Below are 15,298 nucleotides of genomic sequence, written 5' to 3' on the forward strand. Positions count from 1 at the left end.
GCCGACCATGAGAAACAGAGGCGGCTGAGGACATGGCCGAGTCACCCTTCACCCACCTCGACCCGCTCGGCCGGGCACGCATGGTCGATGTGACGCCAAAGGAGGCATCCCACCGCCGGGCGATCGCTCGCTGCCGTGTGCACATGGCAGCCGAGACAGCGTCGTTGGTCGCTCGCGGCGCGATCGCCAAGGGAGACGTCATCGCGGTCGCCCGGGTGGCCGGCATCCAGGCCGCCAAGCGCGCCCCGGACCTCATCCCCCTCTGCCACCCCCTGCTCGTCGGCGCGGTGTATGTGAACTTCGAGATCGCCGACACGTGGATCGAGATCGAGGCCCAAGTCGAGACGGTGGATCGAACCGGCGTCGAGATGGAGGCGATGACGGCTTGCTCGGTCGCCGCGCTCACCATCTACGACATGTGCAAGTCCGCTGACCGCTCGATGGTCATCGGCGACCTGACCCTGTGGGAGAAGACAGGCGGCAAGTCAGGCACGTACCGCCGCGACGTGGCAAGCTAAGTGGGCAGGCCCGCCAGCGAGGCAGGTGTTGCGTGACTCAACTGGTCTTGGTGCTCCTGGCGATCGCTTGGGTCGTGGTGTTGGCACCCGATGTCGCTCGGCGGTTCCGGCCGCGACGCCGCGCAACGTCATCGCTTGACCAATTCAGGCAGCAGCTCGACTCGCTCGGGCGGTCGGTGCCTGCCGCGGCCGACCTCTCGCAGCGACAGCGTCCGAAGGACAGCGGCGAATCGCAGCCGGGTCCCGCTCGGCGTCGGGTCGGCCCGTCCACGACGATGCCCACCACACCGCAGCAAGCAGCAGTCCGCCGGCGGGACATCGGGTCGCTGCTTGCGCTGTGCATGCTGGTGACTATGGCCGGCACGCTGGCGACCGGTTCGCTCTGGGCACTCGCTGCATTCGTTTGCATGGGTGGGCTCACCGCCTCGTATGCCGGTTTGGTGGTGCGCCGGCGACGAGCCGCGCCGACCGCTGAGGTGCACTACCTGCCGTTGCGAGACCAGAGCTCCTCGTCGACGGTGAAGATGGTTCGCCGAATGGCGAACGAATAGGCGCGGCGCCGAATGGCGAACGAATAGGCGCGGCGCCGAATGGCGAACGAATAGGCGCGGCGCCGAATGGCGAACGAATAGGCGCGGCGACAGCCGCAGGTATATTCGGCCCCCGCCCGTTAGGGGGTGTAGCTCAGTTGGTAGAGCGCTTCGGTCGCATCGAAGAGGCCAGGGGTTCGATTCCCCTCACCTCCACGTTGAGCCCCAGGGACCGCTTGGTGAGGTTCCGGCTCACGCGGGGGCCCTCGATGCTGGGCCGATTCATCGCGTGCCTTCTGGTGGCGGCGCTCGCGACGGGCGCGTGCGCGTCTGCGGACGAGTCCGAGTCGCGATATGAGGGCCTCGCCGTGGCGCCCTCGCAGTTGCGGGAGATACCCCAGATGGAACTCACCGATACCTCGGGCAACGATTTCCACCTGGCGGACGACACCGAGGGGCAGGTGCGACTCGTGTACCAGCTCTTCACGAACTGCCCCGACATCTGCGGGGTCCAGATGGCGCAGCTCGCCAGTGTGCTGGGGCGACCAGGGGCGCCCGGCAACGTGCAGGTCATCGCAGTGACGGTCGACCCCGACCGGGACTCGCCGGAGATCCTGCGTGCCTACCTCGACCAATTCAGCACGGAATTCGTCGGCATCGTCCCGCAGAGCGAAGAGCAGCTGACCGAGCTGCAGAACGCGCTTGGATCGCTGGCATCAATCAAGGTGTTTCCTGCCACCACGACCGAACACGGTGACACCGCCGAAGCGGACGGGTCGATGACGCACGACCACGGCGCCTACGACGTCGCCCACGATGGCCGCGTCTTCGCATTTGCACCCAACGGCTGGGGCTACGCGCAGTACCCGTACCCCACCCGGCAATCCGAATTCGATCACGACCTGCCGATCCTGGCGGGCATTGATTCGGACGATCCCGCCGATGCAGGCTTGTAGTCATGCGGTTCTGGTGCTCAGCGCTGCAGGAGCCTTGGACATGGGCATGGCGTGCCTACCCCGGCGTGTGGGCAGCGTCGGCAGCCATCGCCGTGCCCTATGTGTGGGCTCGACGCCGCATCCGCCAGACCCATGCGCTGTCGCAGGATTCCGCGTCGGCTGCGCTGCACCGGCGGCAGGCGTGGTTCTTCGGGGCTGGGGTGGTGGCGTTCTGGGTGGCATCGGATTGGCCACTGGGCGTCCTCGGTGCGGGCTATCTGGCGTCGGCGCACATGGCGCAGTTCATGCTGTACACGCTGGTTGCGGCACCGCTGCTGGTGCTCGGCACGCCCGAGCCGATGGCGAGGCGGATCCTGGCGAAGCTGCGCCTGTACCGGTTCATGACCCGGCTGACCCAGCCGGTCTTCGCCGGTCTTGCGTTCAATGCTTGTCTGGTGGCGACCCACTCGCCCTGGGCGGTGGACACGCTGCGGGCGAACCAAGCGGGTTCGTTCGTCATGGACGTGGTGTGGCTGATCTCCGGCGTGGTGGTGTGGCTGCCGATCTGTTCTCCGCTCGTCGAGCATCGACTGCAGCACTATCCCGGAAAGATGGTGTACCTGTTCCTCGCGCTCGGCGTCGTGCCGGCGGTTCCGGCCGGGTTCCTCACCTTTGCCGGCTTCCCCCTCTACGCCACCTACGAGCTGGCGCCGCGCTTCTACGGTCTCGACGCAGCCACCGATCAGCAGATGGCGGGGCTCATCATGAAGCTGGGCGGCATCCCGATCGTGTGGGGAACCATCCTCGCCATGATGATGCGATGGGCCGACGAGTCGAAGCAGGCCAGCCTCGCGCCTGCTAGTCGGCGATGACAAGCGCCCAGTAGATCACTGCCGCCAGCAGGGCTGCGGCGGCAGCGAGTGCGCGAACGGACAGCCACACCTCGTCGCCCGGCCGCATCGGCCGCCGCGGTGGCCGGCCGAACATCAGCCGAGGCGGGCGCTCTCGCGCTCGCGTAGCCGGACATTCACCCACATCTTCTCGAGGTGCTGGGCGACGGTGAGCGCGCCCTGCGGCACCTCGTGTTCGGCGAAGAACGCCTCGACCTCGTCGGCGAGTTCACGGGTGTTCAGCCCGCGTATGCCGCCGACCATGCGGGGGATGGAGTTCTGCGGGAAGCGGCTGGTCAGTTCGTCCCACTGGTCGCGAACGAACTTCCACGCCACGGGACCCCAGTCCAGATGTGTCATGGCAGCTCCCAGCATGTAGGGGGCGTTCTGGGTGCGCACCTCGGTGGCGATCAGCTCGAGCGTTCGCTCGAACAGGTCGCGCGGCTCGAATCCCAGCAGTGCCTGCAGGTAGCGCAATTCGCTCTGGGGGGTATCTGCTGAGCGGTAGAGATCGATCATCCGCTCGTAGTCGGTCTGGTCGCCTGCTGCTGCTGCGACCTGTACGGCTGCGGCAGCCAGATTCGGCTCGACCGCATTGCCGTTGCCGATGGACGTCTCGAAGATCTCTCGTGCGCGAGTGCGCACCAATTCGTCACGGCCGCGGCCGCCCGCGGCTTCGAACAGCACCCCGCGCAGCTCCCGGTCGAGATCCGGCTCGCCCGGCTGGGGCTCGAATCCCAGCACGCCGAGCGCGGTCGTTGCCAGGTCCCGGATCAGCACCTCCAGAGCCGCCCTGCCGGTCGGCTCCGCGATGGCGTGCAGCCCCTTGAGGCCCCCGATCATCCGCTGCCACACGTGCAGGTCGGTCTCGAGTCCCAGGTCGGTGACGAGCTCGATGAACTCGGCCGCGCTGGCGTCGCCCGCGACGACGGCTGCGTAGGTGTCGTCCACCAACCCGTAGCGCTCGATGGGGTCGAGCACTTCGAGGGCCTGGCGCGCCACTGCCCCGAGCAGATCGCCGCCGTAGCGAACCCGGTAGTAACCGTGCCCGCCCGAGTTGACGACCGCCCAGGAGACCGATCCGCCCAAGTCGACAACCGTCGAGGCGCCCGAGAGCAAGAACCGTCGCTCGACAGTGCCTGTCCCAGCGAGCTGGGCACGCACCATGACCGGCACACTCCACAATTCGCTGTCGCTCTGCCCAGCGCTCGCGGCGTTCGGAGCGTCGCCGCCGTAGGTGAACCGCTGCTGGGAAACCTTCAACCCGTCGGGGTGGCGCTCGACGGACAGGATCGGGTAGCCGCCCTTGAAGATCCAGCCGTCCATGACCGATCGCACCGGCTCGCCGCTGGAGGTCTCCAGCGCATCCCACAGATCGGTCGTGGTGGTGTTGGCGTAGCTGTGGCGCTCGAGGTAGTGCTGCACGCCGACCGCGAACCGATCAGGGCCGAGGTACTGCTCGAGCATGCGCACGACCGCCGCGCCCTTCTCGTAGGTCAGCACGTCGTACATGCCCTCGGCGTCGGCTGGTGAGATCACCTCGTACTCGACGGGACGGGTGGAGCTGAGCGCGTCGACGTCGAACGCCGCACCCCGCTCGATGCAGAACTCGTCCCAGCGCTTCCACTCGGGTCGGAAGGCATCGGTGGTGGCCACCTGCATGAACGTGGCGAACGCCTCCTTCAGCCAGATGCCGTTCCACCAGTCCATCGTCACGAGATTGCCGAACCACATGTGGGCCAGCTCGTGGGCCACCACGTCGACTATGCGCAGCAGTTCCGCGGTGGTGGCCTTCTGCGGGTCGGCCAGCAGCAGCGTCTCGCGGAAGGTAATGGCGCCCATGTTCTCCATCGCGCCGAAGGCGAAGTCGGGCACGGCGATGAGGTCCACCTTGGTGCCCGGGTAGTCGATGCCGTAGTAGTCCACGAGCCATGCCAGCGCGAACGCTCCGGCTTCCAGCCCGAAGCTCGTCAGGGCCGACTTGCCCCGCACATGCACGATGCGCAGCGGCACGCCGCCCACGTCGACGGGATCGGTGGCCTCGAGATCGCCGACAATGAAGGCCATGAGGTAGGTGGACATCTGCATGGTGTCGGCGAAGGTGTCGCGCCGGCGGCCGTCGGGCAGGGTCTCCGACGACACGACCTCCCCGCAACTGACTGCCATGAGGCCGGCCGGCACGATCATCGTGACGCCGAAGACCGCCTTGAGGTCCGGCTCGTCGAAGCACGGGAATGCCCGCCGGGCGTTCGTGGACTCGAACTGGGTCGTCGCAATGGTGTGGGTCTCGCCGGCCTCGTCGACGAACGTGGACCGGTAGAAGCCCCGGAGCTGGTCGTTCAGCACACCGGCGAATATGCATGCGATCTGGAGGTCGCCAGGTTCGAGCCGGCTGCCGTCTGCGGGCCGCAGCAGCATCCGCTCGGTGTCGGGATCGAACGAGATATCGGCCCCGACGGTCCTGTCGCCTTGGCGCAGGGTCGCATCGGTGCATTCGAGCTCTGCGGCGTTGAGGGTGACGCTGTCGATCGACGCATGCACCTTGGCGTCGATGCTGACTTCACCGACGAACCGCGCCGCCTCGAGGTCCGGCTCGATGAGGATGTCGTAGCGGACGGGGTGCACGTCACGCGGCAGCCGGTAGGGGTTGGCGTCGGGCGAGCTATCAGTCAGAAGCGTCACGGCGCGCACACTACCGACGCCCTCGCTGCGGGAGCAGGTCGTGCGAGCGGGCGAGTCGAGGTGCTAAGCCCACGTGCGTGGAATCGGCGGCCGAGCCCGAGCCTCTTGACGTGGTCGGCATCGGGAATGCACCCGATGCCACTGCCGAGCCCGAGCCGCTTGACGTGGTCGGCATCGGGAATGCACCCGATGCCACTGCCGAGCCCGAGCCGCTTGACGTGGTCGGCATCGGGAATGCAATGGTGGATGTGCTGCTGCGCGCCGATGACGCCGTCGTCGACGGTCTGGGCATCGTCAAGGGGGCGATGACGCTGGTGGATACCCGGCGGGCAACTGAGCTTGCCGCCATGGTGGAGCTGCTCGGCGGCGCCGACGAGATGACGCCTGGCGGGTCGGTGGCAAACACCATGCTGGGCATCGCTGCGCTCGGCGCCCGCGCCGGCTACATGGGACGCGTCTGCGCGGACGGGCTCGGCGATCTGTTCGTCGCCGACATGTCGGCACATGGGGTCACTCAGGCAACTGCAAGAGCGCCGCGTGACGACCCCACGGGACGCTGCACCGTCGTCATCACCCCTGATGGCGAGCGAACGATGAGCACCTACCTGGGTGCGTCCGCCGGTTTCGCACCGGCTGACGTGGACTGGGACATGGTGGGCCGAGCCCGCACCGTGCTGCTGGAGGGCTACCTGTGGGATCCGACGGCTGCCCGGGCGGCACTGCGCGAGGTGGCCGAGCACTGTGCCGCGCCCGGCAACGACTGCCAGGTTGCACTCAGCCTCTCGGACTCGTTCTGCGTGGACCGCCACCGGCGCGAGTTCATCGACATGGTCGACCGGTGCACGAACATCCTGTTCGCGAACGCCGCCGAGCTCAAGGCCTTGTACCAGACCGACGATCTCGACGAGGCGCTGGCGGCGGTGCAGGGCCAGGTGGACATTGCATCGGTGACCCTCTCGGCAGCAGGCGCGGTTCTCGTGACGCCTGATGAGATCGTGCAGGTGCCGGTCGAACCGGTCGACAACGTCGTCGACCGCACCGGCGCCGGCGACCTGTACGCAGCAGGCGTGCTGTACGGGCTGGCTCAGGGATTCGACCTCGAACGGTGCGGCCGCTTGGGCTCGGTGGCCGCCGCCGAAGTCATCTCACACGTGGGCACCCGACCGCTCGTGCCCCTCGACGAGCTGGCCGCCGGGGTGATCTGAGGCGAAGCTTCACCGCCGCTCGAAGGACAGGATCGGTGCGCCGAACTCGCGAGGCCCTTCAGAGTTGAGCCAGGCCATAGCGTCTGCATCGTCGGCGATGTAGGCCTGCCAGAACGCCAGCGTCGTCTGTTCGACAATCCTCCGATGGTGTTCGTTCGCGGCAAACATCGCCATGCTGCCGCTGATGCCTCCCAGTCCGTGGTCGGCACCCTCCATCCAGGCTTCGTACTTGTCACCGGGCGGCGCGAACAAGAACGGCTCACGCTTCCAATTCGGATCGTCGGTGGTGGCTCCCATGTCCTTGCTGCCGGTGATGTTCAGCAGCGGGCAGGCCACGGTGTCCCATGAACCGTCTCGCAATCCCTGCTGGTTGCGACCTTGTCCGCTCGCGAGCACCACAGCGTCCACCCGGTCGTCCCGGAACGACGTGGGCCCCGCGCCCGGCAGGTCGATCGTGACGCCCGAGAGCAATTGGCTGGTGTAGGCGCCAAAGGAGTGCCCGCCGACGCCGACATGTGCGGCATCGACGGTTCCGGCGAAGTCCGCCACGCCGTCGAGCAGCACCGGTGCTCGGTCCAGCACGGCTATCGCGTCAGCGACGCGTGCCAGCCACCACGCGGGCTGCAGCAGGTTGCCCAGCATGAACTCGTAGACCTCGGGCACCGTGACCCACTCGTTGTCGTCGATGTGGTGCCGTTCGAGGCCGAACTCGGGATGATTCCTGGCGACGTGCTCGATCGAGTCCTCGAACGTCGGTTGAACCACGACAAAGCCGTGGCTGGCCCAGAGTTCGGCCAGGTCGCGGCTGCGATGGCGGGAGCCGCCCAGCCCATGGCACCACACCAGCAGTTTGTGCGAACCGGCGGCGATGGGGTAGCGGCAGGTGAGCTCGATCTCGCGGTCCCGCGGCTCGTCTGTGGCAACGAGGTGCTCGGCCATCCCGACTGTGTGGGGACCAATGCCCGCGTAGGCCCCAGCTGCGTGAGCGTTCATCCGACGATCTCCTTGCCATCGGGGGCGTAGAGCACGCACGCCACGCGCCGGTCGCTGCCCAAGTCGAACATCGGCGGCTGTTCGTCCACGCACGCATCGTGAGCGTGGGGGCAGCGAGTGCGGTACGGGCAGCCTGAGGGAAGGTTGAGCGGGCTGGGAATCTCCCCGAAGCTCCGGCGGCCGTCAGAACGCCGTTCGCGCTGTCGAACCGGATTCGCCACGGGCACTGCGGCCAGCAGCGCCTGGGTATAGGGATGCGCCGGCTCGGCGTACAGCTCTTCGGCCGGTCCCTCCTCGACGATGCTGCCCAGATACATCACCGCGATGCGGTCGCTGGCGTGGTGCACGACGGCTAGATCGTGTGCGATCAGGAGGTAGGTGAGCCCGAGCCGTTCCTGGAGTTCCTCGAGAAGGTTGATGACCTGGCTCTGGGTGGACACGTCGAGCGCACTCACCGGCTCGTCCAGGATCAGCAGGCGTGGGCGCAGCGCCAAGGCCCGCGCAATGGCGATGCGCTGGCGTTGCCCGCCTGAGAACTCGTGCGGTTTGCGTTCGAGGTGCTCTCGGGACAGCCCGACGAGTTCCAGCAGCTCCTCGCATGCCGCCAGCCGGGCTGTCTTGTCGAGGCGCTCGTGGATGTCGAGCGGCTCGCCCACGATGTCCGCGATGACCATCGAGGGGTTCAGCGACGAGGCGGGGTCCTGGAAGACGGCCTGAATGTCGCGGCGGATCTCCTTGGGGTACTTGCCGTCGAGTTCAGTCAGGTCGACGCCGTCGAAGCGCACTGAGCCGGACTCGGCCTGCACGACGCCCAAGATGGTGTTGCCGGTGCTCGACTTGCCCGAGCCGGACTCGCCGACGAGCCCCAGCGTCTGGCCCTGGGCGATGTCAAAGCTCACACCGTTGACTGCGTGGATGTCGACAGCGGCCAGGCGAAAGAGGCTGCGAGGACTCCGGTAGGTAACAACGAGGTCCCATACGGCGAGCAGAGGCTCTGCGCCGCTCATCGGGCACCCTCCAAGGTGAGTTCTGCTGCGCGTACGCAACGAACTTGATGTGCGTTCTGCACCTCGATCGCCACCGGCGCAGCAGTGCACTGCGTGGTGGCGTAGGGACAGCGCGGCGCAAATCGGCAGCCGCTCGGCCATTCGCCCGGCTGCGGCACCACGCCCGGTATCGACCGAAGGGCCGTGCCGCGGTGACCGGCTTGGGGGACCGCACCAAGCAGGCCCTCGGTGTAGGGATGGCGCGGGTTCGCGAACAGCTCGCTGACGTCGACCTCCTCCACGATCTCGCCGGCGTACATCACCGCGGCCCGGTCGCAGATGTCCGCCACGACGGCCAGATCGTGGGTGATGAACAGCATCCCCATGCCGAGCTCGCGTTGCAGGTCTCGCAGCAGTGCCAGAACCTCCGACTGGACCGTCACATCGAGCGCGGTCGTCGGCTCGTCGGCAATCAACAGCATCGGTTCGCACGACAGCGCCCGCGCGATGGCGACACGCTGCGCCATGCCGCCCGAGAGCTCGTGGGGAAACGCCCGGCTGCGCGCCGCCGCATCAGGAATCCCCACCATCTCCAGCAGTTCGATCGCGCGCCTGCGAGCGGCCCTGCGGTTCATGCCCCGCTTGACGCGCAGCACTTCGGAGAGCTGATCGTCGATCCTGAATGCCGGATTCAGGCTCGTGGTGGGGTCTTGGAAGATGGCCGCCGCTTGCGTGCCCCGAATGTGCTGGAGATCGCGGGGCGGCAGCGCCGACACGTCTTGGCCCCCCACCAGGATCGCCTCGGCGGTTGCTGCCCCGGGTTCGGGTACGAGGCCCAGCACCGACATCGCCGTCACGCTCTTGCCGCAACCCGACTCGCCGACGAGACCGAGCGTCTCACCTGGCCGCACATGCAGCGACACGTCGCTGACGACGGTCAGCGGAACCCCGCGCGGCGAGGGGAACTGCACGTCGAGCGACGAGATGACCAGAACTGCATCGGGTGGCACATCAACCTGCTCCCGCCGGCCCGGCAGTGCATCACCTGCGCCCGAACTGGCGGCCGATGGGCTTCGTGCCCCGGCCTGCAGCGTGGCCGTTTCGCCGACGCCGCGCCCGATCGAGTCGCGAATGGCGTCACCGAGCAGGTTCACCGCCAGCACGACCAGGGCGATGGCGATGCCCGGCGGCAGGGCCAGCCACGGGTGCAGGTTGATGAACTGCGTCGCCGAGGTCAGCATCGTCCCCCAGCTGGCATCGGGAGGCTGCACCGCAAGGCCCAGAAAGCTCAAGCCTGCTTCGGCGAGCAGGATGGTTCCGGTCGTCAGCGTGATCTGCACGATGAGCGGCGCGGCGACGTTGGGCAGGATCTGCTTGCGCACGATGCGGCCGGTGCTGGCCCCGACGACACGTGCGGCTCGCACGTAGAGCTCCTCGCGCTCCGCGATGACGACGCCGCGCGCGAGCCGCAGGAAGGCCGTCGAGAACAGCAGGCCCAGTGCGATCATCGACTTCGTCAGACCCGTTCCGAGCACCGTGATGATGACGATGACCACCATGATCCCGGGCACCGAAACCACGGCTTCGACAATGCGCATCACGATGCGGTCCCACCAGCCGCCCATGTAGCCGATGAACAGCCCGATCGGCACGCCGATGACGACGGCAACCGTCAGCGCTTGGGCAACCGCGATCAGCACGATGCGGGCTCCGAAGATCAGACGGCTCAGCACATCCCTGCCGAAATCGTCGGTCCCCAGCCAGTGCTCTGGCGACGGACCTTGCATCGTGTTGAGCAAGCTCTGGTCGAGCGGGTCGTAGGGAGCGATCCAGGGCGCGAAGATCCCTGCCACCAGCACGGCCAGCACGATGAGCGACGCGGGAATGACGGCACGCTTGGCGAAGAAGCGCCGGGCGAATCGCTGCCGGGAACCCAGCAGACCGCCGGGTGCGCCCGACTGCTGGTCGGCAACAGGCGAAGCCGCGAGCCCGGATCCGGGCGAGACATCCGTCATGACGGCCGGGCCTTCGGGTTGAGGTAGCCGTACAGCAGGTCGGTCACGAGCTGGGTGAGCACCACGACGATCACTGAGACGATGACGACGCCCTGCACGAGTGGCACGTCTTGGCGACGTACAGCGGTAACGGCCAGTGAGCCGAGCCCGTTCACCGAAAAGACCTGCTCCACGATGATCGCGCCGCCCAGCAGCACGGTGACCTGGAACGCCAGCACCGTGACGACGGGCAGCATGGCGTTCTTCATCGCGTGCTTCAGCACCACCCGGCGCGAACTGAGGCCTTGCGCGCGGGCGGCGCGGACATAGTCCGACTGCAGAACGCCGACCATCGCGCTGCGGGTCTGGCGTGCGAGGATCGCAGCGGCACCCGTCCCGAGCGCGATGGCCGGCAGCGTGATGCTGCGCAGCCACTCGGCGGGCGATTCGGTGAGGGGCGTGTACCCGGTCGCGGGGAACCACCGGATCTTTACAGCAAAGACAACGGCCAAGATCAGCGCGAGCCAGAAGTTCGGCAGCGCTTGGCCGATCGTGGCACCAGCGGTTGCGGCCCGGTCGGTCCAGCCGCCCGGTCGCAGCGCCGCAATGAGGCCGGCGCTGACGCCGATGACGAGCGCAACCACCACAGCCGCAAGCGTCAGCGACAGCGTCACCGGCAATCGCAGCAGCACGGCGTCGGTCACCTCGACGCTGTTGAAGAACGATGTCCCCAAGTCGCCTCGCAACGCATCGGTCAGCCAATCCCAGTACCGCAGAGGCCATGACTGGTCGAGGCCGAGCCGCTCATGCACCAGGTCGACCTGCTCCTGGGTGGCGTCCTGGCCCACGATCAGCTCGGCGGGGTTACCCGGGAGCAGGTCGGTGATCGAGAACGTCATCAGCGACACGATGAACAGCAGGGGGACGAGCGCGACCAGCCGCTGTGCCGCGAGCTTCAGCATGCGGCGTCAGGACAGTTCATGGATGATCGCCGACGTCCGGCGTGGAAGACGGGTTGCGGCTAGCCGCCGAGCCGGAGTCCATGCCAGATCGGTGCCTCCGCTTGCGCGGCATCGACCCGGATCGTCGGATTCTGCGCCAGCTCGGACGTGGTGCCCAGCACGATTTCGCCGCTCGTGATGAAGAGGACGGATCTCTCCTCAGCGAGGAGCTCCCACATCTCGTGGTAGTGGGGAGCGCGCTGGGAAGGATCGAGGCTCGCCGAGCCGAGTTGGTTGAGCTCCGCGTATCGCGGATTCGGCTCGTGTCCGAACGGGTTGAATGGAGCGTCGGCATTGAGATAAAAGGCCGGGTAGCCCGAGGGGTCCGTGCCGACGACCCAGTACAGCATCGTGATGGGGAAGTCGGTGCTCCGGCTGCGGCCGGCGAGCGTGCCGGGCTCGAGCACTTCGACGTTCATGTCGATGCCGATGTCTCGCCAGAACTCGCCGAGGACTTCCGCGTGCCGGCCGAAGAAACCGATGGAGGGCATGGTGAAGCTGAGGCCGTCGGCGTAACCCGCCTCTGCCATCAATTGCCGCGCTCGCTCGGGGTTGAACTCGATCTGGTCGTCGAGTGCATCGTTATGCGCCCAATGGCCCTTCGGGTACGGCTGCAGATTGGGAGTGCCGTAGCCGAAGTCAACGACCTGTGCAAAGGCATCCCGGTCGATGGCGATCGACATCGCTTCGCGGACAAGCGGCGAGGCAAACGCCGGCACGACGGTGCCGTCGCGGTCGAGAATCGGGGTCATGAGCACGAGATTGGTGCCCATCCGGATGACACCGAGCGAGCTGTCAGCCCCCACCTCCGCAGCGGCCGGTCCAGCGATATGAGCGAAGTCAAGCTGGCCGGTCTTGAGAGCGTTGACCCGGGCCGCCATGTCGGGCATGTCGTACACCTCGATGCGTTCCACGCCTTGGGCGCTCGGATCCCAGTAGTTGTCGTTCAGCGTGTAGATGTGGACGTCGCCCTCGCGGCTCTCGGCGGCGTTGTACACCCACGGGCCTGTGCCCACCGGGTTGCGGTCGAGTGCGGGATCGTCCATTGCCGCGGGACTGATCATGAATCCTGCGACTGACGCCATATCGGTGATGAAGCCCGGGGACGGCCGCGCCAACGTGACGACCACGGTGAACTCGTCAGCAGCGCTCACCGAGTCGATCACGGCAAACTCCGACCTGATGCCGATTTCCTTGCCGCGCTCCAGGTTCGCCTTGACCGCGGCGGCGTTGAACGGTTCGCCGTCGCTGAAGGTGACGCCCTCCCGCAGCGTGATGGTGACGTCCAGACCGTCCACGGAGTAGCCGGTCGCAAGGACTCCCTGGATCGAGCCGTCTCCGCCGCGCTCGCTGCGGAACAGCCGCTCGTACACCGGCGTCAGCCAAGGAAGGCCGCCGCCCTGGAAACTGTGCGGGTCCATCGTGACGAGCGACACGAGCGGCGCGGTACGGATGGTGCCGCTCGGGGCGGGGAATTCTGGGGCCGTGTCTTCGGGCTCCGGCTCGTCCTCTTCTGCCGCACCAGCGGCGTCGTCGTCCGCTGCGGGTTCGTCGGCTGCCGGTTCGTCGGCCTCTGGTTCGGGCTCCGGCGCTGCATCCTCAGTCTCGGTGACGGCCGCACTGGTGTCCGCACTCGGCGTGTCTGCGACACCATCGGCCGCGTCATCGTCGGTGCCGCAGGACACCGCCAGCAGCGACATCGCCGCGAGCAGTGCGATCAGCAGCCGGATGGGGCGTCGTCGCGCACCCCTCCCCGGACTCGGACGGGTACGCGAATGGCCGGACATGACTGCCCCCCAACTGGTTGTGTCTGGCACGACGTTAGTTCAGTGTGGCTAAAGGCTGCAGAGGCAGTCCACGACCTCCGCGGCGATGGCCTCGAGCAGTTCCTGCAAGAGACGGCGTTCGGCGCGGATGTCTGTGGGCCTCGGTCTGACGGCTTCGAGGTAGATCTTCGCCTTGGGCTCGGTGCCGCTGGGCCGAATGCAGATGCGCACCGTTGCCTCCGCTCCTGAACCGGGTGCGTCGGCCGCCGCCGGACCAAGCTCGAATTCGACGAGGTCAGCGGGGTGGGACGTGTCACGGTCGAGCCAATCGGTGAAGTTCGTCACTGGGCGGCCGGTGATGGCGGGGACCGAAGCGCCCCGCAACGTTGACATCGCAGCAGAGATCTCTTCGGAGCTGAGGTGCAGTGACGCTGCACCGGTGACATGCAATCCGACCTCTGCGGACAGCTCATCGAGCCGTTCGAGCGGGCTGATCCCACGAGCGGCCAACGAGCTGGCCAACCGTGCGAATTCCACTGCTGCCGAGATGCCGTCTTTGTCCAGCACGGCGTCGGTGACCGAGTAGCCGAGCGCTTCTTCGTAGCCGAACACCCACCGGGCGCCGGGGTGGGTCAACCGGGGCTCCATGATCCACTTGAAGCCGGTCAGGGTGCGGTGGTGGGCCACACCACGGGCAGTGCACAGGGCTTCGACCATCCGGCCTGACACCACCGACGACGCCGAGATGAGCGTCTTCCCAGCTCGACCGCGGTCATGCAGGCCGATCAGCCAATCGCACAGCAGCACACCCAGTTCATCGCCGCTCAGCCGGTGCCACGCGCCGTCCCGGTCACGCACGGCGACCGCCAGGCGATCTGCGTCGGGGTCATTGGCCAGGACGAGATCGACATCGTGATCGTCGGCGAGGGCCATCGCATCGTCGAGGGTGCCCTGCTCCTCGGGATTGGGGAACGGCAGCTCCGGAAATGTGCCGTCGGGATGCCGCTGGTGCTCCACATAGATCGGCGGCGGCAGACCGGCGGTGGCAAACGCATGGGCCAAGGTCTGCGAGCCGACCCCGCACAGGGCGGTGTACACGATCGGCGGCACATCGTTCGGATCGACCGGCTGACCGTTCGCGTCGAAGACGGGGCGGCGGACGGCTGCCCCGACGTAGGAGGCGATCACCGATCGCACCTCGAGGCTTTCGACCTCGTGCCGAGCGGCTAGGTCGCCGTCGTCGGGAAGCGACAACAGATCCATGCGAGCTTCAATGCGCTGGTCCAGCGGTGGCCGGATTTGGGTGCCGTCCTCCCAGTACACCTTGAGGCCGTTGTCGTCGCGGTGGTTGTGACTGGCGGTGATCATCAGTCCCGTCCCGGCGGAGCGGGCGAGCACTTGGTGCGCGAGCAGGGGTGTGGGAGCTGGGCTGTCGATGATGGCGGTGGGAATCCCCATGGCGGCGAGCAGCCGGGCCGCATCAAACGCCATGTCGCCGGAGCCGGGCCGGGCGTCGAACCCGACTACCGCGCCACGGCTGGTGAGGCCGCTGGCGATCAGCTCGGTGCCGACGGCTCGTGCCGCAATGCGGGCCATCACGCGGTTCATCCGCGCCGGCCCCGGTCCTGCAGGTGCCCGCATTCCTGCAGTGCCGAAGCGCAGCACGCTCCCGAAGTGCTTCTCCACCCATTCGGGGCGGAGCCGCTCGGCTTCGATGGCCCGGCGCGTGGCGGGGTCGGGGTCGACGTTCAGCCAGGAATCCAGCAGCTCTGCGGGAATCGTCATGTCGTCACTCGGC

The 15,298-nt window shown here is 67.4% G+C and carries 13 protein-coding genes and 1 tRNA gene; 6 read left to right on the top strand and 8 right to left on the bottom strand.

All coding sequences use genetic code 11. From position 1 onward, the window contains the following. Positions 1-32 precede the first annotated feature (32 nt). From moaC to ACOGW9_RS13690, 5 genes are all read left to right on the top strand, one after another. A complete protein-coding gene (moaC, locus tag ACOGW9_RS13670) occupies positions 33-518 on the top strand; it encodes a cyclic pyranopterin monophosphate synthase MoaC (protein WP_419912155.1) in 486 nt (161 codons plus the stop codon). A 32-nt stretch (positions 519-550) separates the two neighbouring features. Next, the gene (locus ACOGW9_RS13675; RefSeq protein WP_419912157.1) at positions 551-1,069 is read left to right on the top strand and encodes a hypothetical protein; all 519 of its coding nucleotides are present in this window, start codon (positions 551-553) and stop codon (positions 1,067-1,069) included. Between the two features lie 122 nt (positions 1,070-1,191). Next, positions 1,192-1,264, top strand: a tRNA-Ala gene (locus ACOGW9_RS13680). A gap of 53 nt (positions 1,265-1,317) precedes the next feature. Next, the gene (locus tag ACOGW9_RS13685; RefSeq protein ID WP_419912159.1) at positions 1,318-2,004 is read left to right on the top strand and encodes an SCO family protein; all 687 of its coding nucleotides are present in this window, start codon (positions 1,318-1,320) and stop codon (positions 2,002-2,004) included. A gap of 2 nt (positions 2,005-2,006) precedes the next feature. Then, the gene (locus ACOGW9_RS13690; RefSeq protein WP_419912161.1) at positions 2,007-2,855 is read left to right on the top strand and encodes a cytochrome c oxidase assembly protein; all 849 of its coding nucleotides are present in this window, start codon (positions 2,007-2,009) and stop codon (positions 2,853-2,855) included. Here the strand turns inward: ACOGW9_RS13690 and ACOGW9_RS13695 are convergent. Both ACOGW9_RS13695 and ACOGW9_RS13700 read right to left on the bottom strand, forming a co-directional pair. Next, positions 2,842-2,970 (bottom strand): hypothetical protein, encoded by a 129-nt coding sequence (locus tag ACOGW9_RS13695; RefSeq protein ID WP_419912163.1) that lies wholly within the window; start codon positions 2,968-2,970, stop codon positions 2,842-2,844. The genes ACOGW9_RS13690 and ACOGW9_RS13695 overlap by 14 nt on opposite strands. Continuing rightward, positions 2,970-5,555 (bottom strand): M1 family metallopeptidase, encoded by a 2,586-nt coding sequence (locus ACOGW9_RS13700; protein WP_419912165.1) that lies wholly within the window; start codon positions 5,553-5,555, stop codon positions 2,970-2,972. The genes ACOGW9_RS13695 and ACOGW9_RS13700 overlap by 1 nt, the downstream gene beginning before the upstream one ends. 77 nt (positions 5,556-5,632) lie before the next feature. Here ACOGW9_RS13700 and ACOGW9_RS13705 point away from each other — a divergent pair, with 77 nt between their 5' ends. Beyond that, the gene (locus ACOGW9_RS13705) at positions 5,633-6,760 is read left to right on the top strand and encodes an adenosine kinase (protein WP_419912167.1); all 1,128 of its coding nucleotides are present in this window, start codon (positions 5,633-5,635) and stop codon (positions 6,758-6,760) included. 9 nt (positions 6,761-6,769) lie between these two features. Here ACOGW9_RS13705 and ACOGW9_RS13710 read toward each other — a convergent pair whose 3' ends face one another. The 6 genes from ACOGW9_RS13710 to ACOGW9_RS13735 are packed head-to-tail and all read right to left on the bottom strand — an operon-like array spanning position 6,770 to position 15,285. Then, entirely contained in the window at positions 6,770-7,753 is a 984-nt protein-coding gene (locus tag ACOGW9_RS13710; RefSeq protein WP_419912169.1) for an alpha/beta hydrolase family protein, read from the bottom strand. Further along, complete coding sequence (locus ACOGW9_RS13715) at positions 7,750-8,760, bottom strand: ABC transporter ATP-binding protein (protein WP_419912171.1); 1,011 nt, start codon at positions 8,758-8,760, stop codon at positions 7,750-7,752. The genes ACOGW9_RS13710 and ACOGW9_RS13715 overlap by 4 nt, the downstream gene beginning before the upstream one ends. Continuing rightward, entirely contained in the window at positions 8,757-10,754 is a 1,998-nt protein-coding gene (locus ACOGW9_RS13720; protein WP_419912173.1) for a dipeptide/oligopeptide/nickel ABC transporter permease/ATP-binding protein, read from the bottom strand. The genes ACOGW9_RS13715 and ACOGW9_RS13720 overlap by 4 nt, the downstream gene beginning before the upstream one ends. After that, positions 10,751-11,695: an ABC transporter permease gene (locus tag ACOGW9_RS13725; protein ID WP_419912175.1), complete on the bottom strand. Its 945-nt coding sequence runs from the start codon at positions 11,693-11,695 to the stop codon at positions 10,751-10,753. The genes ACOGW9_RS13720 and ACOGW9_RS13725 overlap by 4 nt, the downstream gene beginning before the upstream one ends. Before the next feature lie 59 nt (positions 11,696-11,754). Further along, positions 11,755-13,521 carry an ABC transporter substrate-binding protein gene (locus tag ACOGW9_RS13730; protein ID WP_419912177.1) on the bottom strand — a complete coding sequence of 589 codons (1,767 nt, stop codon included), beginning with the start codon at positions 13,519-13,521 and terminating at the stop codon, positions 11,755-11,757. A 48-nt stretch (positions 13,522-13,569) separates the two neighbouring features. Beyond that, entirely contained in the window at positions 13,570-15,285 is a 1,716-nt protein-coding gene (locus ACOGW9_RS13735; protein WP_419912179.1) for a phospho-sugar mutase, read from the bottom strand. Between the last annotated feature and the right edge of the window lie 13 nt (positions 15,286-15,298).

Source organism: Candidatus Poriferisodalis sp., from assembly GCF_965203655.1.
GTDB lineage: Bacteria > Actinomycetota > Acidimicrobiia > Acidimicrobiales > Poriferisodalaceae > Poriferisodalis.

Coding starts and splice junctions, on each gene's coding strand:
- moaC (WP_419912155.1), top strand. CDS start 33: ATGGCCGAGTCACCCTTCACCCACCTCGACCCGCTCGGCCGGGCACGC.
- ACOGW9_RS13685 (WP_419912159.1), top strand. CDS start 1,318: ATGCTGGGCCGATTCATCGCGTGCCTTCTGGTGGCGGCGCTCGCGACG.
- ACOGW9_RS13690 (WP_419912161.1), top strand. CDS start 2,007: ATGCGGTTCTGGTGCTCAGCGCTGCAGGAGCCTTGGACATGGGCATGG.
- ACOGW9_RS13695 (WP_419912163.1), bottom strand. CDS start 2,970: ATGTTCGGCCGGCCACCGCGGCGGCCGATGCGGCCGGGCGACGAGGTG.
- ACOGW9_RS13710 (WP_419912169.1), bottom strand. CDS start 7,753: ATGAACGCTCACGCAGCTGGGGCCTACGCGGGCATTGGTCCCCACACA.
- ACOGW9_RS13715 (WP_419912171.1), bottom strand. CDS start 8,760: ATGAGCGGCGCAGAGCCTCTGCTCGCCGTATGGGACCTCGTTGTTACC.
- ACOGW9_RS13720 (WP_419912173.1), bottom strand. CDS start 10,754: ATGACGGATGTCTCGCCCGGATCCGGGCTCGCGGCTTCGCCTGTTGCC.
- ACOGW9_RS13725 (WP_419912175.1), bottom strand. CDS start 11,695: ATGCTGAAGCTCGCGGCACAGCGGCTGGTCGCGCTCGTCCCCCTGCTG.
- ACOGW9_RS13730 (WP_419912177.1), bottom strand. CDS start 13,521: ATGTCCGGCCATTCGCGTACCCGTCCGAGTCCGGGGAGGGGTGCGCGA.
- ACOGW9_RS13735 (WP_419912179.1), bottom strand. CDS start 15,285: ATGACGATTCCCGCAGAGCTGCTGGATTCCTGGCTGAACGTCGACCCC.